General features: G+C 49.4%; 24 protein-coding genes and 1 pseudogene. 19 read left to right on the top strand and 6 right to left on the bottom strand.

Going from position 1 to position 25,490, the window contains the following annotated elements:
* Positions 1–26: 26 nt before the first annotated feature.
* From HC352_RS06805 to HC352_RS06790, 4 genes are all read left to right on the top strand, one after another.
* The gene (locus HC352_RS06805; protein ID WP_168918177.1) at positions 27–959 is read left to right on the top strand and encodes a pseudouridine synthase; all 933 of its coding nucleotides are present in this window, start codon (positions 27–29) and stop codon (positions 957–959) included.
* 72 nt (positions 960–1,031) lie between these two features.
* Positions 1,032–1,361, top strand: coding sequence for a helix-turn-helix domain-containing protein (locus tag HC352_RS06800; RefSeq protein WP_168918176.1), 330 nt, complete (start codon positions 1,032–1,034; stop codon positions 1,359–1,361).
* 16 nt (positions 1,362–1,377) lie between these two features.
* Positions 1,378–2,163, top strand: coding sequence for an ImmA/IrrE family metallo-endopeptidase (locus HC352_RS06795; protein ID WP_168918175.1), 786 nt, complete (start codon positions 1,378–1,380; stop codon positions 2,161–2,163).
* A gap of 58 nt (positions 2,164–2,221) precedes the next feature.
* Entirely contained in the window at positions 2,222–2,623 is a 402-nt protein-coding gene (locus HC352_RS06790) for a PIN domain-containing protein (RefSeq protein WP_211080648.1), read from the top strand.
* 33 nt (positions 2,624–2,656) lie between these two features.
* Here the strand turns inward: HC352_RS06790 and HC352_RS06785 are convergent, their stop codons facing one another.
* A complete protein-coding gene (locus HC352_RS06785) occupies positions 2,657–2,941 on the bottom strand; it encodes a hypothetical protein (RefSeq protein WP_168918174.1) in 285 nt (94 codons plus the stop codon).
* A 160-nt stretch (positions 2,942–3,101) separates the two neighbouring features.
* Between HC352_RS06785 and HC352_RS06780 the strand changes: the two genes are divergently transcribed.
* Positions 3,102–4,130 (top strand): virulence RhuM family protein, encoded by a 1,029-nt coding sequence (locus tag HC352_RS06780; protein ID WP_168918173.1) that lies wholly within the window; start codon positions 3,102–3,104, stop codon positions 4,128–4,130.
* A 182-nt stretch (positions 4,131–4,312) separates the two neighbouring features.
* Entirely contained in the window at positions 4,313–5,878 is a 1,566-nt protein-coding gene (gene guaA / locus HC352_RS06775; protein ID WP_168918172.1) for a glutamine-hydrolyzing GMP synthase, read from the top strand.
* A gap of 237 nt (positions 5,879–6,115) precedes the next feature.
* Here the strand turns inward: guaA and HC352_RS06770 are convergent, their stop codons facing one another.
* Positions 6,116–6,436, bottom strand: coding sequence for a TfoX/Sxy family protein (locus tag HC352_RS06770; RefSeq protein WP_168918635.1), 321 nt, complete (start codon positions 6,434–6,436; stop codon positions 6,116–6,118).
* Between the two features lie 270 nt (positions 6,437–6,706).
* Between HC352_RS06770 and HC352_RS06765 the strand changes: the two genes are divergently transcribed.
* Complete coding sequence (locus HC352_RS06765) at positions 6,707–7,132, top strand: carotenoid biosynthesis protein (protein WP_256367968.1); 426 nt, start codon at positions 6,707–6,709, stop codon at positions 7,130–7,132.
* Between the two features lie 621 nt (positions 7,133–7,753).
* On the opposite strand, the gene HC352_RS06760 is transcribed toward HC352_RS06765, so the two are convergent.
* On the bottom strand, positions 7,754–8,143 hold the full coding sequence (locus tag HC352_RS06760) for a hypothetical protein (protein ID WP_168918170.1): 390 nt from the start codon (positions 8,141–8,143) through the stop codon (positions 7,754–7,756).
* A gap of 1,637 nt (positions 8,144–9,780) precedes the next feature.
* On the opposite strand from HC352_RS06760, the gene HC352_RS09265 reads away from it, so the two are divergent.
* The 9 genes and pseudogenes from HC352_RS09265 to HC352_RS06710 all read left to right on the top strand — a co-directional run bounded on the left by HC352_RS09265 (position 9,781) and on the right by HC352_RS06710 (position 15,287).
* Complete coding sequence (locus HC352_RS09265) at positions 9,781–10,020, top strand: transposase (RefSeq protein WP_369801233.1); 240 nt, start codon at positions 9,781–9,783, stop codon at positions 10,018–10,020.
* Positions 10,021–10,185: 165 nt separating this feature from the next.
* The gene (locus tag HC352_RS06750) at positions 10,186–10,443 is read left to right on the top strand and encodes a hypothetical protein (RefSeq protein WP_168918168.1); all 258 of its coding nucleotides are present in this window, start codon (positions 10,186–10,188) and stop codon (positions 10,441–10,443) included.
* Complete coding sequence (locus tag HC352_RS06745) at positions 10,436–10,666, top strand: integrase catalytic domain-containing protein (protein ID WP_168918167.1); 231 nt, start codon at positions 10,436–10,438, stop codon at positions 10,664–10,666. The genes HC352_RS06750 and HC352_RS06745 overlap by 8 nt, the downstream gene beginning before the upstream one ends.
* A 12-nt stretch (positions 10,667–10,678) precedes the next feature.
* Positions 10,679–10,873, top strand: a pseudogene (locus HC352_RS09260) (integrase core domain-containing protein); the annotation flags it as partial.
* Between the two features lie 454 nt (positions 10,874–11,327).
* Positions 11,328–12,275 (top strand): type IV toxin-antitoxin system AbiEi family antitoxin domain-containing protein, encoded by a 948-nt coding sequence (locus HC352_RS06730; RefSeq protein WP_168918165.1) that lies wholly within the window; start codon positions 11,328–11,330, stop codon positions 12,273–12,275.
* The gene (locus HC352_RS06725) at positions 12,268–13,191 is read left to right on the top strand and encodes a nucleotidyl transferase AbiEii/AbiGii toxin family protein (RefSeq protein WP_168918164.1); all 924 of its coding nucleotides are present in this window, start codon (positions 12,268–12,270) and stop codon (positions 13,189–13,191) included. The genes HC352_RS06730 and HC352_RS06725 overlap by 8 nt, the downstream gene beginning before the upstream one ends.
* Positions 13,188–13,640 carry a DpnI domain-containing protein gene (locus HC352_RS09020; protein WP_211080647.1) on the top strand — a complete coding sequence of 151 codons (453 nt, stop codon included), beginning with the start codon at positions 13,188–13,190 and terminating at the stop codon, positions 13,638–13,640. The genes HC352_RS06725 and HC352_RS09020 overlap by 4 nt, the downstream gene beginning before the upstream one ends.
* Before the next feature lie 51 nt (positions 13,641–13,691).
* Positions 13,692–13,958: a hypothetical protein gene (locus HC352_RS09255; protein WP_369801287.1), complete on the top strand. Its 267-nt coding sequence runs from the start codon at positions 13,692–13,694 to the stop codon at positions 13,956–13,958.
* Between the two features lie 621 nt (positions 13,959–14,579).
* On the top strand, positions 14,580–15,287 hold the full coding sequence (locus HC352_RS06710) for a hypothetical protein (protein WP_168918162.1): 708 nt from the start codon (positions 14,580–14,582) through the stop codon (positions 15,285–15,287).
* Positions 15,288–15,603: 316 nt separating this feature from the next.
* Here HC352_RS06710 and HC352_RS06705 read toward each other — a convergent pair whose 3' ends face one another.
* Complete coding sequence (locus HC352_RS06705; RefSeq protein ID WP_168918161.1) at positions 15,604–17,076, bottom strand: catalase; 1,473 nt, start codon at positions 17,074–17,076, stop codon at positions 15,604–15,606.
* A gap of 172 nt (positions 17,077–17,248) precedes the next feature.
* On the opposite strand from HC352_RS06705, the gene HC352_RS06700 reads away from it, so the two are divergent.
* On the top strand, positions 17,249–18,610 hold the full coding sequence (locus HC352_RS06700) for an MFS transporter (RefSeq protein ID WP_168918160.1): 1,362 nt from the start codon (positions 17,249–17,251) through the stop codon (positions 18,608–18,610).
* Positions 18,611–18,763: 153 nt separating this feature from the next.
* Here the strand turns inward: HC352_RS06700 and HC352_RS06695 are convergent, their stop codons facing one another.
* The gene (locus HC352_RS06695) at positions 18,764–19,510 is read right to left on the bottom strand and encodes a MerR family transcriptional regulator (protein WP_168918159.1); all 747 of its coding nucleotides are present in this window, start codon (positions 19,508–19,510) and stop codon (positions 18,764–18,766) included.
* Between the two features lie 20 nt (positions 19,511–19,530).
* Positions 19,531–20,784, bottom strand: a complete 1,254-nt coding sequence (locus HC352_RS06690) for an MFS transporter (protein WP_168918158.1) — start codon at positions 20,782–20,784, stop codon at positions 19,531–19,533.
* A 129-nt stretch (positions 20,785–20,913) separates the two neighbouring features.
* Between HC352_RS06690 and pcrA the strand changes: the two genes are divergently transcribed.
* Both pcrA and HC352_RS06680 read left to right on the top strand, forming a co-directional pair.
* Entirely contained in the window at positions 20,914–23,412 is a 2,499-nt protein-coding gene (pcrA, locus tag HC352_RS06685) for a DNA helicase PcrA (protein ID WP_168918157.1), read from the top strand.
* 4 nt (positions 23,413–23,416) lie between these two features.
* Positions 23,417–25,456: an acyltransferase family protein gene (locus HC352_RS06680; RefSeq protein WP_168918156.1), complete on the top strand. Its 2,040-nt coding sequence runs from the start codon at positions 23,417–23,419 to the stop codon at positions 25,454–25,456.
* Positions 25,457–25,490 lie beyond the last annotated feature (34 nt).

Raw genomic sequence — 25,490 nt, 5'->3', positions numbered from 1 at the left:
GGACTTTCGGGTAAAGGAGAACATAGTTGCGTACCCCTCGTTCTGTTCGACGTGCCCGCCATCGGGCGGCAGTGCGCCCAGCTTTGCGGGGTGGAATCAACGCTACACCGGTTACGTTAGAGCCCGGTTCGTGGCGAACTATCGGCGAATGGATAGTGACGCGCTTCGGTGACCTTGGGCTGGTCTTGCTCGATGCGGGTGACGTTTTGGCCGACGGCGGACGTGAGATATCTCGCGCCGAACCTTATGTTCCGGGGATGCGGATATGGATTTTTCGTCCCGTTCCAGACGAGCCAGAATCGCCGATCGAGTTAAATGTGATTGCTGACGAAGAGCGGTTCATTGTGGTGGATAAACCTCACGGTATGGCAACAATTCCGCGCGGTTCCCATGTGGCGCACACGGTTACGGTGGCAGCCCGCCGGCAGTTTAACGACGACGATCTGGTATGTGCTCACCGGTTAGACGCCGAAACAGCTGGCCTGGTATTACTTACACGCAAGCCGCAGTGGCGCAAACCCTACCAGACCTTGTTTGAACGCCGGGTTGTAGGGAAGACGTATTGTGCGATCACCCGCGATATTCCCGGGTTCGATACCTGGGAAACCGTGGAACTGCGGTTAGCGCGCGGATATCGGCCGCTGGCCACCGACGTCGTTCCTGGTGAACCCAACTCGGTGACGCAGATGCGAATCGTGGCGCGCGGTGGCGGGCTAGCCCAATGGGAGCTCATTCCACACACCGGGAAAACCCATCAGTTGCGGGTGACGCTTGAACATGTGGGTGCGCCGATTTTAGGCGATCCGCTTTATCCGCGGCTGTTCACAAAAGAGGAGGAAGCCGCGCGGGTATATCCACTGCAACTTCACGCCCGCGAGCTGAGCTTCGTCGATCCGGTGGATGGGGTAGAGCGCGTGTTTGCCAGTTCGGCGCGGTTGGCTAAGGCGATTGGTGGATAAATAGTGAATCACATTGACGTGTCAGTGATTCACGCAGTAGACTGAATCATGGATGAAGGGGAGTGATTCACGATGTTGCCAGCAGATATTGGTACGCGAATCCGAGAAATCCGTGAAGAGCAAGGTATTAGCGCACGTGCCCTTGCCAGAAAAGCTGATGGTGTGTTTTCGCAGGCGACGCTTTCGCGTATTGAAAGTGGTGATCGTGAGCCGAAGCTAGATGAACTATTGGTGTTGAGTTGGCTGCTGAGTGCTCCGCTCGATGAGTTTACCGACGATGTGCGGCTGAAGGATCGTGTTAATTGGGCGGCCCGATCGGAAGCGGAAGTTGATACACAGTCTGTGCGCAATGATTTGTTGCCGTTTTTGCGGTTGCGGATTATGCTCGATTCGGTTTCTTGAGTAGGTCAGGTCAATAATGCGAGAGAAGTCTGCGTCCCAGCAAGGCGAAGAGCTAGCACACGATTTCCGGACTCGTCATCATTTAGATGTTGATCCGCTTGGTGGTGTTTCTGCTTTTATGGCTATCGCTGGATTCGATGTAGTTGTTCGAGATATGCCTGATGGTCTAGCAACACTTACTGTGAAAGATCCGTTGACTCAAAAACTCGTTATTGGTGTTGCTACTTCTCGTTCGCCATATCGGCAGATATTTTCTATCGCGCACGAAATTGGTCATATTGAAGCTGGAGATATTTCTGCTCAGGCGCATGAGTACCAGTGTACGAAGCGTAGTCCAGAGGAAATTCGAGCAGATTCTTTCGCGCGGAATCTTTTGTGCCCGATCGAAGCAGTGAAGGATACTGCGCAGTCGTTTTCTGGAGATAGCGTCGATTTGCTTGCGAAGCTCGTTCAACGCTACCGAGTTTCACCCAGTGTCGCTGCGATTCAGATGAAGAATGCTGGTTTGATCGATGAGGCAGAGTTTGAGGATCTGAAGCGTTTTTCAGCGCGCGATCTTGCCTATAAATACGGGTGGATTGCCCAGTACGATGCGGATGTTGCTCAGTCGAGGCAACCATTGACTTCGCAACAGCTCATCATGGATACGGTTCAGGCATACCATGAGGGAAAAATACCGATTGATGCAGTTGTGCTCGTTCGTGGATTGAGCGTTGAGCAAGCGCAAGAAGAGATGGCCGAACTTTCTGTTGGCTTTTGTGCAAGGGGCACCATTGTATGTGCCGGAAACAATCGACAATGAGATGGGGCGAAAGCTCAAAGAGCCCCGATTTAGGCATGGACGAAAAAAGTGGGAAACGTTGAAAGATTCTCGACGGGTTGAGGTTCTTGAAGATAATTTGAGTACTCTATTGTCGATCATACGCGGTTGGGCTGGGCCAAGATTTGGTTTGCAGCATGGGCTGGCGAAAAATTTGGGTGAGTATGTTGGCATTGCTCACTGCATTGCTCGTCAAGACAACAATCGTAAGAATAAGTCCACGGAAAAGGTCGCGATCATACTTGATGACGGTGATGGCGTTGAACTTGCACGTAAGCGCCAAATTGCTAACTTTCAGTCCGAGCAGGTTTTGTTGCGAGCGGTTCAGTTAAGGCTTTTGTCCTCCCGAGGGGAGGCAAAGAAAGTGTGGGATCAGCTGCGTAAATATGACGAGCATGTCCCGTTCGAAGATACGAAACTTTCAGATCGGACGCTTTATTAAAAGGATAGTTAGCACGCAGATGCGGGGTAGCGTTTATCCTTCGTGAGATGTTTTGTGGTCCGTGGTACGGATCGAGTATTTGACTCCCAGGCCAATCGTCAAGAGTAGGATGCCAATGATGGGATTGGTAAAAGCCTGAAACTGGGTGCCGAGGAACTGCATTATCGAACCGATAAACATTCCGGATTTATCTGCCTCTACACCCCACGCAACGAGGTACGGTCCCAGTATTGAAAATAAAAGGTAAGCGATCAGGAAGGCAAGACCCGCTCGGACGAGATACTGGCTGAATCGCTGGGCATTAAAGGCGTTATTCATGGTTCCTCCTTTTTCTCACATCTTAGCAGAGCTCGGTGAGCGGCCGAGTCATTTTTATGGTGGAGGGATGACGTAAACTTTCAAGTGTGACTGTAAAGTTTCAGTGATATGGACAGATCCGAGTGGCAACGGGTTGGTTGTGCTGTGCAAGGAGAAAACAATGGGTGACAAGCGAAGTGTTGAGGGTGGAGATTCCGGCGAGATGTTGATCTATCAAAACCCGGATAACTCGGCAAGCATTGATGTACGTCTTGAGGGCGAGACGGTGTGGCTAACCCAAGCACAGATGGCTGAGCTGTTTCAATCGTCGAAAGCTAACATTAGCGAACATATCAAGCATATCTTTGAAGAAGGTGAGCTTGATGAGGATGCAGTTGTTCGGAAATTCCGAACAACTGCATCCGATGGCAAACGGTATTTGTCATTGCACTACAACTTGGACATGATTATTTCCCTGGGATACCGGGTGAAATCGAAAACAGCGACACAGTTTCGCCGGTGGGCAAGCCAACGGCTAAAAGAATATCTGATTAAAGGATTCACCCTTGATGATCAACGTCTGAAGAACTTGGGGGGTAGTGCGTATTGGCATGAGCTGCTGGAACGTATCCGCGATATTCGCTCTTCAGAGAAAGTTTTGTATCGCCAAGTGCTGGATTTGTATGCAACAAGCATTGATTATGATCCGAATAGTAGTGAATCGGTTGCATTTTTTAAGATGGTACAAAACAAACTTCACTATGCCACTCACGGGCATACTGCTGCCGAGCTGATATATGAGCGTGCCGATGCCAACCAGGCATTTATGGGGTTAACCGCATTTAAAGGCGATTTACCAGTACTGGCTGAAGTAAAGATTGCCAAGAACTATTTGACTGAAGATGAGCTTAAAATTCTCAACCGGTTGGTGTCGGGGTATTTTGATTTCGCAGAAATCCAGGCAATGGAGCGTAACCCGATGCATATGGCTGACTACGTGGAGCATCTTGACGGAATTCTGGTTGCCACCGGAAAACCTGTCTTAGCGGGTGCTGGGAAGATTAGTCATAAGCAAGCTGTTGATAAGGCAACCAGCGAGTATCGAAAATTCCAGAAGCAAACTTTATCTCCGGTAGAGAAAGACTACCTCAAGACGATTAAAAGTATTGAATCTGAGGCAAAGCGAGCGTCAAAGGGAGTAACTGACTAGCGAGTTGCTCAGGAAGGCGAGGCCGACTCGTGCAAGTGAATCGGTGAATAGGTAAATGTAACCGGAGGCGTTCGAGAGCAAAAGGCTAAGTCTCGCGTTGAGTATCACCAAGAGAGATATCACAGGCTCGATATGTGGGAGAACATAGCGTGGGTGGGTGCTCATTCGCTAGTCTAGAGGGTATGAATACAACTGATCTTCGCCCAGTGATCGTCGTTGATAACGGCGCCCAATACGCTCAACTTATCGCTCGCCGTGTGCGCGAAGCGGGATACTTCTCCCAGCTCGTCCCACACTCCATGTCTACCGCAGACCTGCTTGCCAAGCAGCCGGCAGCCATCGTGCTTTCTGGTGGACCATCGAGCGTCTACGAGCCAGGTTCGCCGAGTCTTGATCCAGCTATCTTGGAAGCTGGCGTTCCAGTGTTCGGCATCTGCTACGGCTTCCAGCAGATGGCCCAAGCATTGGGCGGAAAAGTTGATAAAACCGGCTTGCGCGAATACGGTGCAACCCAGGCCGACGTCGTCGATAGTGGCGTTATCCTTGGCGAAAACGCAACCGAAAACGTGTGGATGAGCCACGGAGACTCAGTTACCCAAGCCCCAGAAGGTTTCGTTGTGACCGCAACGACGCCGGGTGCGCCAGTTGCTGCGTTCGAAAACCGCGAGGCGAAGATGTTCGGCGTGCAGTGGCATCCAGAAGTCAAGCACTCCGAGCACGGCCAGGACATGCTCGTGCGGTTCTTGCGTGACGGCGCTGGTCTCGAGCCGAACTGGGATTCGGGATCGATTATTGAAGATCAGATCGAAAAGATCCGCGCCGAGGTTGGGGACAAGCACGCGATTTGTGCGCTCTCTGGCGGCGTGGATTCTTCGGTTGCCGCAGCTCTCGTGCACCGCGCAATCGGCGACCAGCTCACCTGCGTGTTCGTCGATCACGGCTTGCTGCGCAAGGGCGAAGCCGAGCAGGTTATTGAGGATTATGCTGAAGCTCGCGGTATGAAGATCGTGGCTGTGGATGAATCAGAGCGATTCTTGAACGCGCTCGCGGGTGTGCGCGATCCAGAAGAAAAGCGCAAGATTATTGGCCGGGAGTTTATTCGGTCTTTCGAAGCTGCGCAGCAGAAGCTGTTAGCTGAGGCGCCTGAAGGCGTAGAGTTTGCATTCTTAGTTCAAGGAACCTTGTATCCAGACGTCGTTGAGTCTGGCGGGGGAGACGGTACTGCAAATATTAAGTCCCACCACAACGTGGGCGGTTTGCCAGAAGACATCGAGTTTTCGTTGGTAGAGCCGTTGCGAGACTTGTTTAAGGACGAAGTCCGGGCAATCGGCTTGGAGCTGGGTTTGTCTGAAAAGCTAGTGTGGCGTCAGCCGTTCCCAGGGCCTGGCCTTGGCATTCGTATCGTTGGCGACGTGACCTTTGATCGCTTGGAGACCTTGCGTGCCGCGGATGCGATTGTGCGTGAAGAGCTCAGCGCGGCCGGTATGGATCGTGAGATCTGGCAGTGCCCAGTTGTATTGCTAGCTGATGTTCGTTCCGTTGGTGTGCAAGGCGACGGCCGTACCTACGGTCACCCGATCGTGCTGCGCCCAGTATCTTCTGAAGATGCGATGACGGCGGACTGGACCCGCGTGCCATACGACGTGCTGGCTAAGATCTCCAACCGCATCACCAACGAGGTTGCTGACGTCAATCGAGTGATGCTCGATTGCACCTCGAAGCCGCCGGCCACGATTGAGTGGGAGTAGGAGTAACCCGCAGAGATGGTTTTAACTAGGGATTTTTAGCCTATTGACACAAGCAACTGGGGGAAATTCGGTAACGATCGCGAAAAGAATGATCCCAGTAATTGTTCAAAATGGCTGACAATCGATGACAAAAAGACCGGAGCTTTTAGCTACGGTCTTTTTGCGCTTTGTTGAACATAGATATTTTGCAAATACTATTTAGCCAAACATGAGTTTTGCCTCGGAAAGCAAAATCGATCACCGTGGTTTCTTTACTTTTCTTTCAGGCAATTCCGGATACATTTCTTCAATCATCTTCTGCATCGTTTTTCTATCATCCAGAATGGTTACAGGCAACATCGGTTTTGCCCCGGTATACGGAGGTTCCGGTTCGCTATCCGGCATATACTTCTTGCTTGCCTCAGTAATCTTTACCATAAAACCTTTACTGTAAATCCCGCCAAATATGCGTTCTTTATAGTAAAAGATATATCCGCCCATCATAGGGATACTTCGAATAGACCCAAGATCAGATAGTTGATCCATGATGTATTCTGAAAGCTCTTTACTGTTCAACATAATGACCTTCATTTATCGGGCAGATAGTTCTGTGTAAATTATCCGCGCTTATTGTGCCCTGATCCTAACATTATCAAAGACGTCGATGCGTGATCCTTATACGCTATATTCTCTATCCGGCACCGTTAGCGTTTATCTAACGAAGGGCAGAAGCGAGTATGTTGTTTGAGATGGATCCGGAACTTATGCCCCTTGTGATGGCTCCGTTGGTAGTAGTGACTTTAGCTTTTATGACTTGGTATGCAGTGAAAGTGTAGGGGGAAATCAGCGATTTCTATGATCGGCAGTGATTTAGGTATAGCCTATGTCTTGGAAGAGATAGGTGTGCATACCGGTCTTATTTTTGTCAGATACTATTTCACTGCGCTGATGGGGCTGAAACTGGATGTTATCCCTATTGCGGTGGTTTCTGGCTGGGTCACGCTTCTTTACATTGCATGGGTAATAACAAACCTGCTGATTGATGGTTCCCCGATTCCTACTAGGCATACGCCTAGCCTGATTGTTTTGCGAGCAGTTGTAGGTGCACTGGTTGTGACCACCTTTGACTTAAACTACGACCCAATTGCGGTGGAAAACGGATGGTGGGTCTGGCTGGATGGAGACTCGTACTTCGGCGTTCCCGTACACAACTATGTAGGGTGGCTTCGTAGCATTCGTGTCTTGTCTAGTTCACGGGTATCAGTTACGCCGTGAACAAGTACGATCTTTAGAAGCAGCTTCGATGGGTGTGCGTCGGTTGAGTATCGTTCCTGTTATGCTGTATGGAATATCAGGACTTACTTTTATTTTTGTCAATTTTGGTGGGCAGCTGGGTCTTATCTCGTTTTATGTTTTCGAGATCCCATTCCTTGTGGCGACATGGAAATGGGTCGTGTGGTATAAGAACTTGCCCTCGGCTACTAGGCTATCGGCAGGTTAACGGTAGATAGTCACGCTGTAGATGGTCTCGGGTGCTTCAGCTTTGTCTTGCTGTTAGGCGACGAGATTCTGAGGACTTTTCTGAAGGACAGTGTTACTCTTTGGCAACAACTGCTAGGGTGACGGACTGGACTTGCATGTCATCTGAGGTACTCGCATAGAATCCTAACTGGATCGCCAATGAGTTGGCTAACGTGAACCGCGTGATGCTCGACTATACTTCGAAGCCGCGGCTACGATTGAGTGGGAGTAGGTGTTGTAGTAAATCGTTTTCAGATCAGGATCCGGAAACATAACATATCTACGGCAGATTTTCACTGCTATGAATTGGTGATAGAAGATCATTATCTATTTAAGAAGCTAACTGGTTTTACTAGGCCAGTTAGCTTCTTAAACTTAGTTATTTAGAAAATCTTCAAGCGCTTCGATTTTAGCTTCGATTCCTTTCATTCGATCGCTTACTTGACTTTGACATATAATTTTGCCTATTTCTTTTATTATTTCTTTTTCACGGGCCTTACGTTTTTCTCTATTTTCGATCTTTTCCAATAACTCAAATTTTAAGGTTATCTGACTATTTTCTATCCTTTTAGCAGTGAAACCAAAATAGTTTGGGTCCTTTTTCAACTCATACAAATGGACAGCACAACGCACTAGGACAAAAACAGATTCGCCAACATACAGTACTCCGCTTTCGCCGTTAGGTTTAACTACACTTACTTTATAAATGCCTGCTCCGATAGCTTCTACCGTATTTTGAGAAAAGAAATCGATTTTAATTTTCATTATTAGACTCCTTTGAATGTTTCATGATCTTTTAGTTTTGGCAGTAAGAAACCAATTCGAAAAGCCAATCTTCGGTGATTCTAGACAGCGTGAATCACGGGTAAATCCGCTACGGTTATTACCATATATCTGGTAGATTCATTAACATATAGCGCACTGTAAAATGTTTAAGTTTTCTTCAATGTGTAATTAGTAAAACTGGTTATTGGGGCCTTCCGGCATTCGGTATTTCTACATCCAGGCCAGGAGTTGCGTTGTAAATATATAAATCCGTCTGCGGATTTCAGTATCCGATGATTTCGCTAGATACCACATTGAGTGTTTCCTCAGAGATTGGGCTGGTTTTGATTCTATGTATGACGTTATGCTGTGGAATAAAATCCCAAGGTTCGTAATACTTTGAAAAAGTGGGGTTGTCTGTCTCTTTTCCCATAATGTAGTAGATCAATAATTGAAAGGTGTTTTTAGACGTAGGCCTTATGGACTTGGATACTTTAAAGTCCCATAGAGTGTCCGCAGTTAGATAATCGCCATCTCCGGCAGTAATCCAGTCAGTGAAGGCACCATAAAAACTAAATCATTAGCAGTGATAGGCCCGTAAACCTTAAAGAAATCCACGCTCCGCTCGACCATTATTCTGATATTTGGAACGGTTTTATTATCTGTAAAATATCTTGAACTGGCCGGTATCCCGCTAAATTTGATCGGTAAACAAAGTCGGATCCAGTTAGTTTACAAGCGCTGATGATGCTTTTATAATCTAACGATTAGCTGATAGATCCTAGCAATTTAATAGCTATATCTCTGTTTTCATTGCCATTTCTTCCTCAAAGAGGCTCTTATTGTCTTGTAGCTCAATTTTCTCAAATGATTTTACGAGGAGATAACCGCCCCGAGGTTGTTTCGCCAATGAAATTCTTTTTATTACGCTAACCATTTTGCATAGACTCCTATGAAGTATGGACCGGTTTCCTAGATACTAGGTACAAGTGAGACGTCTTTATGCATAGTGTAGAGTCCTCAGTTCCTAACAGTTAGCCAAAGACTCTACCTGCATATTGTTCAGCTCGAACAACTACATCCTTATACTTCCATCCACCGTGGTCTTGTCGGTGTATGGTAATGAGAGCCCAAGGAGACTTCAGTAGCAGTTCACTTGTATAGTCTGAATTGCGAAGTGGCCACGGGGCTCTGCGATATGAGATATACAATGTTTCTCCAAGAAAACCATCGAATTTATCAAGACGTGAAAAACAGTCTGTAACCGTTAACAAAAGATCGTTTTATCGTGGAATAACCATTCCGCTGGTAGCAGCGCGTGGTGTGGGCTCTTGTAGGAAGTTAGCGTCATGATGTCGTTCAATACACTGATAATTATTGGATAAAAATGATTATTGATGATCTTATAGTAACTGGGAGAAATTTGGATAATTTCAATTTTCGGAGTTCTTTTCAGACGTACGACCCAATTGATTGCACTTAATACTAGTGCTGCGGAAACACCTGTGGAGTGCTCTAAGTTTTTAGGGTTAGGTGACTTGAGTGTTGTCTATTGATACCCTGCCTATGGGTGGGGAGAATGGATCAATGGTGAAAAAGTTTAGTAAACACACCTCCTTAAACAGATTGTTCGTAAGTTGGAAAAGGCTCGGGAACTTAAAGAAGGCGGGGTGAGTACGGCTCAGGTCCTGAGCGAGCTAGGAATCAGCGAAGCGACGCTACATCGGTGGCAGGCTACCTACGGGTCAATGACGAGGAGCGAGGCTAAAGAACTCCAGCACTTACGTGAGGAGAACAACTCGCGCTTGAAGCGCCTTTTAGGCCAGGCAGAGCTGGAAAAGCAGCGTGGAAGGAACTGTCGTAAGGGAAACTTTTAAGCCCAGCTCGTCGCCACGATGCAGTATGGCATCTGATCGAGTTGGGCTATTGGCAAAGGCTTGCTTGTTCGTTTGTGGGGCTCTCTCGTAGTGCTTACCAACGTGCTCGAGCAAGTGATCTCAAGCCGGATAAGTACGCTTCCTTACGCCAGTAGATGCACGCATTTGCTCAAGGATCATCGCCGGTGGGGACACCAGCGTGCCTGGATTACAGCCCTAACACAAGGATATGGAGTATATCGGGAAACCTTCCGCCGAATCTGGCGCGAGGAAGGCCTACGTATGCTACCAAAGAAGAAGCGTAAGCGTTTAACTGGTAAGGATCACTCTAAGGTCGCCCCTGGTCAATACCCTAAAGATGTGTGGTCTCATATTTTTCAGTTTGATTCAGGCCCGGTGTGGGAAGATGATCAAGATGTGTAACATCATTGATCAATACACTCGTGAACATGTTGCCTTCGCTATCGATGATAGACTTGATGCGGCTTCGGTTATCGAGTTACTCGATCTGGCCTCGCTCGATCATGGTGGCAGGCCACGGGTGATCCGGATGGATAACGGACCTGAATTCATCTCTCAAGCCTTACATGAATGGGCTGGTGAGGATGAGACGCTTCAGACGTTTATTCCACCCGGTCAGCCTTGACATAACGGGTTTGTTGAATCGTTTCACAACCGAATGCGAGACGAGCTTCTTGAAGATAATTGCATCGAGAACTTAGAACACGCCCACACGGTAGTGGCTCACTGGTCATGGCACTACAATAACTTCCACCCACATTCCTCGCTAGGCTACCTCAGCCCACGACAATATGCGGAACAATGCAAACAGGAAAACACGGTCAACTCTTAAGCCAACTGGCCCGAAAAACTAGGCCACACCAATGCGTTCAAGAACGCGCCCCTTCCGCGGCGAGCTACCTGAGTCCATTGCCGAGCAGTGTGCCAAAAACACCTAGTTTCGGTGCCACAATCTTGCACGCTTCTTGCAAGGAAACATTCTCCGCCACAATACGGTCTTCTACCAAGCGCACGACGCGATCCTTCGCATCCTGATCAAAGTTCTTGCACCCACCCAGACTATGCCCATCTACTCAAACGCAACAAAACCTGGGGTACTTCAGTTAGCATTTCCCTAATGTTCCACATGTGAACAGCAGGACGGGCGGTAGGCGCAAGGGACGGATAGTGTGGCCGTGGTCTTGAGTTAAAATCGATGGATTCGTGGCGAAAAGGCACAAGGCTATTGTTTTGCTATACTTAAATCGTTTACGATATGTAAACGAAAGCAGTATTAGGTGGTGTGTGTGGTAGAGCTTGAAAATCTAGCAATGTCGCAGTGGGGTATGTTCACTACTGCACAAGCTCAACAAATGGGAGTGCGGCGTAATCAAATCTCTCGACTCCGCGATGCAGGTCGTGTAGAAGAGCTGACCTATGGCGTGTACCAGTATGTGTCTGGTAACCAAACCTCGCATGCTGATGTCAAGGCTGCGTGGCTATCGGTCTTTCCAAAAGAAACAGTTTACGATCGGCTCAACAAACCGTACTTTGATGCGGTTATTTCTGGCAGAACTGCGGCCTATATGCATGGTGTTGGGGATTTTCATGCTTCTCCGTATACGTTCACGCTGTCTGTGCGTAAACAAACCACACGTGATGATATCCGTTATTTTCGTCAGGAGATTGATTCGAAAGATATTATTCTGGTCGAGCACGTGCCAGTAACCACTCTGGAACGAACTATTTATGATCTTATCCGGCTCGGTGAAGATCCTGACCTGATCGCAAACATGATTGCTGACGCTGCTCGCAATGAATATAGATTCGATCACGAACGCCTCGCCTATCTACTTAAACCGCTGGCAAAGAAGCATGGATATACAGCAGGTGATGGGGAAGCCTTTGCGCGCGACTTGTTCGCGCGTAATGCTGCTTTGCTGCAGTTGAACGCCGGTGTTGCAACTCTAGCGCAGTCTTTTGAAATGATAACAGAAGCCGGAAAGGCTATGCGTGCTCAACATAATATGTTGAAAGACTCTGCAGAGGCAATAGCGAAAACTACCGGGTTGTATTCTGAAAGCTACCGATCACTCATGCGTACTCTTTCGATGGCATCAGAGATCCAGGGATGGTTTAAAAGTCTAGAATTGGGGAAAGAAACCATGGAAGCTCTTAACGCGTCGTTCCGTCAAAGTACGCCTGATTTTAGTCAGCTTAATGCGATCCTGGGAAAGAAGAGCGCCGATGACTGAACGCCGTTATCGCACTGCGCGTGCGCTTGAGCTCGCGGTCAAAGAGAGCGCGAAAAAATCTTCCCAGGATACGAACCGCGCGATAGAAGGGTATTATGCGGGGAGGTTTCTAGAAAGAATATTTAGTGAAGATCCGCCAGCTTTTATCCTCAAAGGTGGGAGAGGTATGCTCGCTCGTACGATTGACGCGAGATATACGCGAGATACCGACGTCGTCTACAACGGCCACGATCTCGAAGAAGCTGTTGCCGAGCTCAAGCGTATCGCAAGAATTGACCTTGGCGATTATCTTGAATATACGGTTGAGCCCGATCCGCAACTGATCGCCAGTAATCAAGAATATCGCGATGGTTATCGAGTAAAGATATCGGTGCTTTTCGGTAAAACGAAGAAACTCAATGCAATAACGCTTGACCTCGTTGTTGATCGTATTGCGATTGAAGAAACAGATGCTATTGAACCGGCAAATCGATTGAGTGTCGAGGGGATTCCGGTATTCACCTATCGTGTTTATCCAGTAGTGAATGCTATAGCGGATAAAGTATGTGCAACTATGCAACGCTATGAAGGAGGCCGAGCCTCCAGTCGGGTTAGAGACCTCGTGGACCTCATTATTTACATGCGAAATGAAGACATTGATGGAGATGCGCTTTCAAAACAACTAGCGTCAGAAGCACGGATTCGACGGCTAGGGACGCTGGATTCATTCCATGTTCCAGAGGATTGGCTGAGCAAGTACTCAGATGGTTTCCGAAGGATAGCTAAAGAAGCAAAGCTTCCGGTAGAGCTACAAAATATTGCGACTGCTGAAGCGCTAGTAAAAACTTGTATTGACCCGGCTCTAGCGGGAGAAACCGGCGGGGCTGTATGGGATTCTCGTAATTTGCGTTGGGAGAAGAGACGGCAAGAACAATGAATCTGAAATTAGATATGAGTCTCGTTCAAGGGTATCGGAGTAGCTCCCAACAGATCCGTGTTGCTAGTGAAGCTTGGGTTGCTCAGCATGTTTATTGCCCGTATTGCGGGAATCCGAAGCTCGATCATTTTGAAAATAACCGTCCAGTTGCCGATTTGTTTTGTGGCCAATGCGCGGCGCAATATGAGCTGAAAAGTAAGTCTGGAAAAATAGGCAGCAAAATCACTGATGGTGCGTATTCGACAATGATTGAACGGATATCAAGCAATCAGAATCCTGATTTATTCGTGATGTCTTATGATAAGGACTCCTACGTCATCAACAGTTTACTGATGGTTCCGAAGTACTTCTTCGCGCCGAAAGTCATTGAAAAGAGAAAACCGCTGGCAGATACGGCAAGACGTGCTGGTTGGGTGGGATGCAATATCTTATTTAGTGAAATTCCGTAGCAAGCGTTAGTTTATTTGATTAAAGATGGGCGGTTCGTTGATTTTGAAAAAGTGCGCAAACAAGTATCTTCCAATAGCAGCTTGCGGCTCGAAAACCCTAATTTACGTGGGTGGTTACTAGACGTTTTGATCTGTATCGAGCAGCTTGGTAGCGCAGAATTTTCACTCCGAGATCTCTATAATTTTGAGCATGTCCTTAGCCAGAAGCATCCCCAAAATAAGAATGTGAAAGCAAAGATACGTCAGCAGCTCCAGCTTCTACGCGATAGAGGTTTTATCGAGTTCCTGGGTAATGGATACTATAGGAGAGCAATATGATTCAGCAACGTACTAAGTTCCACGCTATCACCAGTTAGCCTCTTCTCATCTCCACCTCGCAAACAGCTCTCCAGTAGATCTATTCTCTGCGCTCACACGTCACCGATGTTGATGGTCGCCAGCAGCATCGCAGCGTTTAAGTGAAAAGCCCAGCAAGAGTTTGATCCGGGATGGTTATCTCATGCTTGACGACGACGGCGTGCTACGACTAACGAGCCGCGGAGCTGAAGTGGATAACGTGAGATACGAGGGTGAATCTCCCGACGGCAAAGCTTATGTTAATGCCTGCTATTGGCCGCAGGCTTAAGATTTGGTGAATTACGATTATTGATACTGGGACTTGTGGCTCCAGTGTGCGCAGAAAAGGATATGGCTACCAGCCGAAATTCGTTCATGTGATGTTCAAGGTGATAGCCGCACCTATTAGTTGTCCGATTGTAATGCGTTCGGCTTCTTTCAAGGACGCGATGAGCTCGAACTAGGCTCAGCTTTTGCGTGATATTCTGGTATGAATATATAACCAAATTATTAATACTGTAGCGGAAGTAAACCGTGTGGTTTTAGATGTGATGCCCAAATCGCCCGCCATCGTTGAGCGAGAATTGAAAACAGGAGGACAGCATGCCTGCCGATCAAGAAGATGTCCGTGAACTCGTCGAAGGGTTATCTCCCTTCCCTGAGGGCGTGTTTGTTCCAGATCAGCCTTGGCTCGCCAACTATTTTCTGCCTTTGATCTCTATAGATTTGGGCTTGTTTCTCGAAGAGCTGCGCGGCACGGTTGTGCACATGTTGAACCCCTTCGAGCCCTATGACGGTTTGATCGGGGAGGGGACTGAGGAGTTCCATACCGAGTTTTGTGGGGAAAACTGGCTGGCTTTCGAGTTGACCCCAGATAACAAGTACCGATTCTTAGCTAGCGAAGACTATTTCGTTTCTTCACCTACTCATGGGGACGAGGATGAAGACATGGCTGAGGTCATCGAAGAAATGAAGGCGATCTATCAGCGTAGTCGGGACCGTTTCCACACGACGGGGAAGCTGTTGCCGTGGCAGGATAATAATCCGCAGGCTTTTATGGACGTACTGGGTGGCGAGATTTCGTACGGAAACTGGTCTGAGACATCACCTGTTCCGTCTGCTTTTGAGATGACGATCGATCCAGCGGACGGTCTGCCCAACGATGGGATTTCACTGTCCTATCAGGGCAGAGAATTCTTATTTGTGGGCGAGGTTGCCGGCTACAACTATTGCGGTAGCGGGGCGGATGCTATCGTGCTGTTCTTCGAGCCTAAGAGTCGCATCGCGTTGTTCACCTACGACTGGTCGTAGGGAAAACTGACCCGCCCAGATATTCCACATACCTCCCGGCAGGCATATCTCGATGGCTATGTGTGACGCACGTTCACGCTTTCAACACTCTTCGGTAAAGGTCGCGTCAGGCAAACGGATAAAACTCTGTAAATATGGGTTGTGGGAGCTTGTCCTGTAATAGATAAGCTCCCACAACTACTGCGCATGTGGTTCTGTAGCTGCCGTGCAACGTCGTCGAACCGTGCACCTCTGCCGAACTGCACGCAACGTCGCCGAATCGCACGCAACGTTACCGAACCGTGCAACGTCCAGTTAGTGCACTATGCCTGCTACGCTACCGGTTAGCCCGTTCCCGCAGCTTAGCGCCAACCTCTTCATCTACGTTCGTCCAATACCAAATCACACGTTCGAAAACTTCGTCGTTCGTGCCTTCGGTCGCGCTCACCAACGTATCAACAAGATCCTCACGTTCTTGCTCGGTGTAGACGTTCCGGACCAAGTCATGGGCTTGGCTGAAATCGTCGTCGTCTTCGCGAAGCTCGTAAGCAGCGCGAATCATCTCTCCGTCAGCTTCCCAGCCGTCTTCAACTCGTCCTTCAAAATCAGAGAACGGCTTACCCATGGAGTTCGGAGCGTAGGTTGGAGCCGAACCCACATGATGGTAAGTCATCGGGCCGTCATGTTTATACGTTGTGACCTCGGGAATTGGCTGGTTAACCGGTAGCTGGTCGTAGTTTGGCCCGATCCGGTAGCGTTGAGCATCAGCGTAGGCGAAAACGCGACCCAACAGCATTTTATCTGGCGAGAAGCCAGTTCCGGGCACATAGTTCGACGGCGCGAATGCGGCCTGCTCGATCTGCGCGAAGTAGTTCTCCGGATTTTCGTTCAACGTCAACATACCCACCTCATGCAATGGGTAATCTGCGTGTGGCCACACTTTAGTCAAATCGAAGGGGTTGATGCGATAGGTCTTGGCTTCCTCGTAAGGCATGACCTGAACGGAGAGCTTCCAGGATGGGAAATTGCCTTCTGCGATTGCATTCCATAGGTCTCGACGGTGATATTCGGCGTCCTTGCCAGCCAAAATTTCGGCCTCAGCGTTGGTTAAGTTTTCCACACCTTGTTCGGAAATGAAATGGTACTTGACCCAGAAACGTTCCCCGGCGGCATTGATCCACATGTAGGTATGTGAGGAGTAGCCGTTCATGGTACGCCACGACTTCGGTAGACCTCGCGGGCCCATAAGATAGGAAACTTGGTGTGCGGTTTCTGGGTTGAGCGTCCAAAAATCCCATTGCATATTGTTGTCGCGTAACCCGTTAGAGGCGAGGCGCTTTTGGGAATGAATAAAGTGTGGGAACTTCATCGGGTCGCGGATAAAGAATACTGGAGTGTTGTTACCTACCAGGTCGAAGTTGCCTTCTTCGGTGTAGAAGCGGGTGGAGAAGCCACGAACGTCACGCCAAGTATCGGGCGAACCCATTTCACCGGCGACGGTGGAAAAGCGAGTTAGAGTTCGAGTGGTCTTCCCCGGTTGAAGAAAATCAGCTTTGGTCCACTTGGACACGTCCTGCGTAACGGTGAACGTGCCGAACGCACCTGCGCCTTTAGCGTGCGGGCGGCGTTCGGGCACCGATTCGCGATTGAAATGTGCAAGCGTATCGACGAGGTGAACATCGTGGAGCAAGAGCGGGCCAAGATTTCCTTGCGAGAGCGAGTTGCGATCGGAATCGGCAGGAGCTCCGTTATACATAGTTGAGCCGGTTGGTTCAGCCGAGGATGCCGGTGGAGTAGGACGACGAGTCATAACGATTACCTCCGATTAAAATAGTTGAAACCTGCATTATTTAGTCTAGTAGGCTTTCGGAGATATTGTCTTAGATTTCGCTGACAACGAGTTTGTCAGCCGTGAATCCGTCAACGGTGAGTTGATAGCCACTGACTCCATAACCGAATCTCTGCCTTGATACCCTATAGCCATGACGCCCTCACAATCTCTCCAAACCGCCCTCCAGCAAATCGATTCGCGCCCGCTTACCCGCCACCAAAAGTCGCTCATCGGCCTGGTGATTGCCGGAAATATCGCAGAGTTCTTCGACATGTTCCTCATTGGCTTCGTTGTTTCTCTCCTGACCGGCCCTTGGCAACTGTCCGGCATGCAAGCAGGAATCATCCTCGCCTGCTCGGGGCTCGGCACTGTGTTGGGTGCGATTATCTGGGGCAGGCTGGCAGATAACATCGGTCGCAAACGCGCCTTCTTCTGGTGCGTCCTCATGTTCTCCGTTTTCACTCTAGCCTCAGTTTTCACTCCCGAGCGTGGCTGGGTCATGCTCGCGATGTTGCGAATACTGGTGGGAATTGGTGTGGGTGGGCTTAACATTGTCTCGATTCCGTATGTCCAAGAGTTCGTCCCGGCCAAACATCGCGGGTTCCTCTCCGGGCTGGCCTCGGTTTTTATTCCGCTCGGCCTATTTTTAGGTGCGCTTGCGCAGTGGGGGTTTGGTGACAACTGGCGTGGGCTGATTGCCTTGGGTGCGCTGCCCATCCTCTTACTTTTCTGGCTACACACGGTTCCCGAATCTCCGCGGTTCCTCCTGGTTCACGGCCGGCCGGACCAGGCGCGACAATCCTTAGCTTGGGCGCTCGAACTTCCCGTTGAGGAGGTCGGTGCACTACCGTCGTCGCACGAAACCCAATCATCCTCCTATCGCACGGTTTTTCGCTACCACTGGCGTTCGCTCCTCATCGTTGCTGCCGGCACGTTCAGTTTCGTCCTTGGTTCGGCCACGATTCAGTCCTGGGGCCAGACGTTACTTCACGAAGGCTATTTGTTATCGACGACGACGGTCGCCACGCTGTTCATGTTCGTTTCCCTTGCGGACTTGCTGGGTCGGCTAGGGGTAGCTTGGCTTGCCGATAAAATCGGGCGGCGCCCGACGATACTGATGTGCGGTGTATTCGGGGCTGGCGGCTCATTCCTAATGGCATTCTCGGCATCATTAGGTGCCGGCGGTTCCTGGGTGATGTTCTTCGCCGGGGTGGTAATAGCGATGGCGTTCGGCGACGGTGCGTTCGGCATCCTCAACGCTTTTGGTGCCGAACAGTTCCCGAACCATGTGCGGGCCACCGGCCTGGGCTTGGGCTATGGGTTAGGCGCCTCGGCAAAAATCTTCGGCCCGCTAGCGATGGGGCTTTTGATCGGTGGGAGTGTGGTCAAACAAGAAGTGACCTTAAACGCCGTTGTACCGGCTTTTATATTGTTTGCTGCCTTGCTGTTTGCAGCTGGTCTTATCTATATGTTCGCAAAGGAAACGAACGGGACATCGTTGGATGCGCTATAAAAGCTCGTTTGCTTAACCAGCGTGCATACGGTTTGCATTTTTGCTCAAAAACCTGTGTTTCTTCGGCTAAATGCACGAATATGCAAATCGTATGCACAGTCACTGTCTTATTCATCCAGCTTCATCCAGTGGGTAAAGCATTTTCCATAGGATTTAGTCAAATATTGCGCTCGCACGAAGTTGTGCCGGGGATAGCCCATCAGCCCATAAGCTATCAAGAACAGTGCTTATCTTTTGTTCTATTCCCAGGGACTTAAAACCGGTGTGTACGGTATCTGGATGTGTTTGTTCATAAGAAAGTGCCTTATCGCGCCACTCATCTATCCGCGGCGAATCGGCGGGCACATGTGCTAAATCAACAAATTCTCGGGCTAACGTGATTATGTCGTCGTCAATATTGGTGACTTCTTTCCTTCCTAAACGGAGGATTGCCTGCCATTGTTCTGCAGCTAGTGTTATTTCCAAGAATTGTAAGATTTGACCACTGCGGTAGGCCATTTCTGCTGGGTAGCCACGCTTGATGAGGATATTGAGAAGGTCGCGGATATCGGGTGAATAGAGTGGCAGATCTGCGTCATGGGTACGCATGTTTTTCAGCTGTTGTAAGACGGCCAATTTTTCTTGGGCCTCGGCAATACGCGCCTTGAGGCGTTGTTCGGCGAGGTCCCATGGTTGCGATGTTTGGCTATCGGCTAAGACAGCAGCAATGTCATCCAAGGTCAGTCCAGATTCTTGCAGGAATTTGATGGTTGCTACTCGCAGGAGGTGTTCTGCGGTATAGATTCGCCAGCCGTTGGTGTCGCGGCCGATTGCGGTTAGCAGTCCACGATCTTCATAGAGTCGCAAGGCTTTGCGGGATGCGCCGGTTAATTTAGTCAGTTGCTGGGAGTAGAGGATCATCTTGAGCTACTTAGGGTGGTCTAGGATGTTGGCTGGGAAGTGTGTGGTGCAGTATTGAGTGCATGGCTTTGTTGAGATAGAAGCGCCCACGCGGTAGCGACGGCGAATCCGCCTGCGAGCACTAGTCTAACTGTGCCTAGTCCGCTATACGTGTAGAACAATGTGGCAAGTCCGAACCCGAGCGGGTAAACCGCAAGGATAAGAGTGAGGATAATTCCCATGACTGATCCGCGCTTTCCTTCGGGTAGTGATTCCATAATGGCGATTGTGACACTGGCGTTGATGATGGCAAAGGCAATACCGAGGAAAAAGGCACCGTTGATCACCGCGGACAAGTCCCATAAACTCAATACCATAAGCGCTCCGATAAAACCGAGGAAGGTGCTACTGAGAAATAGGGTGGAGCGAGCTAGTTTTGTGGATAACAGCCCGTAGACGATTCCGCCGATCATCATTCCGCCTCCCAAGGCTGTGAAAATCCAGGCGATGTAGTGTCGCTGATTAAGCAGCGTGAAATGTGTGGGCAGAACAAAGCTTTGGGTGACTGTGTAGAGGACGTTGATTCCAATCGCAAATGTGATGGCGAAACGCAAGAGCGGAGTTTTGCGGATTAGGGTGACGGCGGTTGTTATTTGGGTGATGAGGTCATGTGTTTGTGTTGTGCTTTCGTATTCGCCGATATCGTAGGGGATAAGCGCAGTAGTGAAAGCGGCGAGGAGGGAACAGATTCCGGTGGCTAGGAGCGCCCAGGACGGATCGGGCATTATGAGGAATACTCCGGCGAGTGCCGGGCCGATGATGAGCGCGCCTCCTTGCAGCGTTTGGAAGTATCCGGTGATAGTTTCATATTTTATCGACGACGACGTGGCCACCTGCGGGCCGAGGGCTTGCCGGGCAGTTTGCCCGGGGACGTCGGCGAATGCTCCGATAATTCCGAGGGTGATAAACCACAGTGCACTGGTTAGTCCGATCCAGTCGATAATGAAAAGGCTGAAGACAGAGAGTGTGGATAGGAGATCGGCGGCGAGGCAGAGGTTTCTACGGTTGACTCGGTCGGCTAGTGCTCCGCCTAATAATCCGGCACATACTTGTGCGCTGGTGGTGGCTACGGCGACGATGCCAGCCCAGGTTGGTGAGCCAAGTCGCATGATGATGAGCACGGGCAAAACTACTGTGATCAGGGAGTTGCCGAGGACAGATAGTGCGTTTGAGGCAAGGTAAGCGACGGCATACCAAGCTTTTTGAGTTCCTTGTGGGACAGGTTGTTGTGTCATAAAGTCAGTGTAAAAGGTGGCCCTTGGGGGTAAGTCAATGGGAAAATGAGCCGATTTTGCCCACAGATCCGTGGTAGTCCCGTGTGTTTACCAAAATGTGTGGGAGGTGTCCTTTAGGCTTGAAGTGTTATGAGTACTAATGATGCGTTTGTTTCAGCAATGGATCGGTTAAAGTCGAAGATCGCTATGGCTCAGGAGTCACCTGCGATGAGTTCAGTTGCGCCTGGATTGTCCCGTGCGCGTGACGACGGCGCTCGCGGGCGTGATGATGCGCGGGTGAAAGAACTGTTAGCCGGGCTCAATCCACAACAGCAGCAGGCAGTTGTGCATACCGGCGGGCATCTGCTGGTAGTTGCGGGGGCTGGTTCTGGTAAAACTCGCGTGCTCACTACACGTATTGCTTATATGATTGCCACTGGCCAGGTGCGCCCGCAAGAGATTTTGGCGATTACTTTTACGAATAAGGCTGCTAAGGAGATGCGGGAACGGCTGGAGTCTTTGCTTGGCTCTACCGCGCAACGCATGTGGATTTCCACTTTCCATTCGGCTTGTGTGCGGATTTTGCGTACGGAACATCAGGCGTTGGGGATGCGATCGTCATTCACGATTTATGATGCGGCGGATTCGGCGCGGCTGATGAAGATTGTTGCCCAAGAGGAAAATATTGATATTAAAGCGTTTCCGCCAAAAACCTTGAGTCGGAAGATCTCTGATCTGAAAAATGCGATGGTCACAGTTGGGCAGGCAAAGGAACAGGCTGTAGATCGTGACGATCAGATGATTGCTGATGCGTATGCTGGATACCAGCGGCGATTGCGTGCGGCAAACGCGGTGGATTTTGATGATCTGATTATGTTGACGGTGGGTTTACTGCGTGATAACCCGGCTATTGCGGAGCATTATCGTCGTCGTTTCCGGCATGTGCTGGTAGACGAGTATCAAGATACGAATACGGCACAATATCAGCTGGTGCGCGAACTTGTTGGTGAAGAAACTGATCAGCCACATGGGGAATTAACCGTTGTTGGTGATGCAGATCAGTCAATCTATGCTTTCCGTGGGGCTACTATCCGCAATATTGAAGATTTTGAGCAAGATTTCCCAAACGCTACCACGGTTGTTTTGGAGCAAAATTATCGCTCCACCCAAAATATTTTGACGGCTGCTAATTCACTTATTGCCAATAATAAAGGTCGGCGGCCAAAGAAGTTGTGGACCGCGGCAGGTGACGGTCCTAAACTTGTGGGTTATGTTGCGGATGCGGAATCTGATGAGTCTGCCTTCGTCGTCGAAGAAATAGATAATGTGCGTACCAAGCACGGATATAAGTATGGCGATATTGCGGTGTTCTACCGGGCGAATGCCCAATCGCGTGCTATTGAGGAAATGTTTGTACGTTCCGGCGTCCCGTACAAGGTTGTTGGCGGTACTCGCTTCTATGAACGTAAAGAAATCAAGGATGCATTAGCGTATTTGCATGCGGTAGCTAATCCGGATGATACGGTCTCTATCCGTCGAATCTTGAATGAACCAAAACGCGGACTAGGGGCAAAAGCAGAATCAGCCGTTGCCATGCACGCTGAACAATACCGTATTTCTTTCGGTCAGGCGCTTGCCGATGTGGCGTATCCAGAACAAGCTGTTGAAGCTGGCCGTAGTGCAGTAGCCGGATTACAGGCGCGGGCTCGTAACGCCATGAGCTCATTTGTTACCATGCTGGAAACCGCGCGGGCTCAAGCTGATAGCGGTATAGCTCCAGCAGACATTTTGGATGCGTTAATGGATGCCTCCGGATATCTGGACACTCTCCAACAATCTAAGGATCCACAAGATGAGGTACGGGTAGAAAATCTTGCCGAACTCCATGCGGTAGCATCTGATTTCCGGGTGCGTAATGAAGAAGGAACACTGGCAGACTTCCTTGACCAAATCTCACTTGTGGCTGATTCAGACCAAATCCCAGACGGAGACGAAAACAATGAAGGCGAAGTCGTCCTCATGACTATTCACACCGCCAAAGGACTAGAGTTCCCGGTTGTTTTCGCTACCGGATTTGAAGACGGCACTTTCCCGCATATTCGTACTTTGGCTTCTGCAACTGAACTAGCTGAAGAACGACGCCTCGCGTACGTTGCCCTCACACGTGCGCGCGAACGGCTCTACATTACCCGCGCCGCAACCCGCTCACAATGGGGTGCGCCGCAAGAGCTTCCACCGTCGCGATTCTTAGACGAGATCCCAAATGAGGTTATTGAATGGCGCCGTGCACACTCAGCAATGGATACGGTTCGTGGCTCATCATGGGGGAGCGCTCGCGATAGCTGGGGATCAAAACGACATAATGCCATTAACGATGACGATTTTGCTCCAGTAATTGGCAGTGGAAACGGAAAGTTTAAGCCTGGCAAAATTCTCGAAGCTGATCCGGAACCAGTCAGTGATACTCAAGCAGATGATGTTGTCACTGGCGGAATTAATACTGGTGATACTGTACGCCATGCAAAATTTGGTATCGGAAAGGTGTTGTCCTTCGAAGGAAGTGGTAAATCTACGGTAGCTAAAGTTCGATTTGAAAGCGGTGCAGTTAAACGGTTGATGCTTCGCTTCGCGCCATTAGAAAAGATTTAAAGCTATGACGGAATCCTCCTACTCTTTGCGTACCCCGCGGCGATTCGGTTCGCAAAAATCGCCGTCGAAGAAACGCCCGCATAAGACGCGGCCAGTGCGCCCTAGCTCGCGTACCCAGCAGGCGTTTAACGATCAAGGCGGATATATTCCGGGGCTTGATGGAATTCGGGCATTCGCTGTTATATCAGTGATTCTTTATCACGTATTTCCGGGAGTTGTGCGCGGCGGATTTTTAGGAGTTGACGTCTTTTTCGTCCTTTCCGGATTTTTAATTACGACGTTGTTACTCCGCGAAGATCGCGAAAACAATTATCTAAATTTGCGGCAGTTTTGGGTGCGGCGAGCACGCCGTCTCATTCCGGCACTCCTCGTTTTGATTATTGTGGTGGTGCCAAGTGCTTGGGCAATTAATTCTGATTTACTTGTTGGCATCGGACGGCAAATCGTCGGCGCATTGACTTTTTCAACGAATTGGCTAGAAATAGCTCACGGCTCTAGCTACTTCGATACTACCGCGCCGCTGCTCTTTAAAAACTTTTGGTCGCTAGCAATCGAAGAACAGTTTTATCTGCTGTGGCCGATCATCATGCTTGTTGTTTTAGCTTTGATAAGCACATTGCGTGCTCGAGTTGTTTTATCAGTAACAATGATGAGCGTTTCAGCATTACTGATGATGATTTTGTACAACGGAGATAACCTCACTCGGTTGTATTACGGTACTGATACTCATATTTTTGGGCTTAGTGCGGGTATCACATTGGCTTTCTTATGGGCCGATCGGCAAAAGCAAATATTTTCTACCAAACATTGGCGGACATATCATGGTCTCTATGGTTGGGGCGGCTTAATTACCCTCGTGGTCTTTATTTTCATCATGCCAGATACCGGGCCGTGGGCATATATGGGCGGAATGTTTGCTGCTTCTCTTGCTACCACATGCGTGATCGCGCAGATGCTATATCCACGATCGATCCTGGCGCAAGTTGGTGAAATTGGCGTTCTTCGCTGGGTTGGAACGCGTTCTTATGCTCTATATTTGTGGCATTGGCCAGTGTTGGTTCTAGTCGGTGCCGCATATCCGGTGGCAGTTCACAGTGCAGCTCACGCACTTCGCTCGGCGGTAGCGATTGCATTAGCCATGCTTATCGTCGAGTTATCGTATCGTCTGGTCGAAAATCCTATTCGCAGAATTGGATATCGGCGCGCAATGAGTGCCTTTATTCATGCGGCAAAAACCAATAAAATAATTACGGTAATGAGCGTGATTGCCATCGGTCTCACCGGGGTAACAATAGCCGCAGTATTTTTTGCCCCGAGTAAAACGACTACCCAGATTCTGATTGAAAACGGCCATGATGGTCAACCGGTTACGGCGGGTGATGAAGCCAAAAACGAGTCAGATAATAGTAGTGATGGTGGCCCACGGCCAAATCGTCCCACGGTCTTATCCAAAGATCTTGATACGACTATTCCAGATACCTATGAAGTTACGGTTATTGGTGATTCAATGGTATCTGCATCGCGAACGGGTTTGCGTCATGCGATGCCAGGGGTGGAAGCATTCGGTGAACCGTCAAAGCAATGGGCAGGGGCGAGCCAGATGATTTCGCAGCTGGAAAAAGATGGTGATATCGGACGTGTTGCGGTTCTAGACTTCGGGACTAACGGAGGAATTTCCCAACCAGATCTGATTCGTGATGCGATCGAACAACTTGGCGAAAAACGTATGATTTTCCTCGTCAATATCTATTCGCCGTCCACCTTCGTTCCAGCAGCAAATGAGATTTTAGAAAAAATTGCTGACGAATATCCGAATGTTGAGCTTATTGACTGGTACACCCTGGCCTCCAAGGAACCAGATTTATTACAAGTTGATGCTACCCACACCTCGATTGAAGGAGCGAACGCATACGGCAAACTGATTAAAGAATCGATCACTGCCGGAGCAACAAAATTCTCTACTCAACAAGGCGTTGATCCAGGAAAAGGATGGGGAACTGAACCGCCAGCATCCAAGAAATCCCGATCTGAGGATGGGGAATAAAAGTCGCTCAAGGTTTTCACAATGCCCCGAAAAC

The sequence above is a fragment of the Arcanobacterium buesumense genome (assembly GCF_012563545.1).
In the GTDB taxonomy this organism is placed as follows: Bacteria; Actinomycetota; Actinomycetes; order Actinomycetales; family Actinomycetaceae; genus Arcanobacterium; species Arcanobacterium buesumense.
The sequence above is the reverse complement of the archived record's forward strand: the minus strand, read 5'-3'. Positions and strand labels throughout refer to the sequence as shown.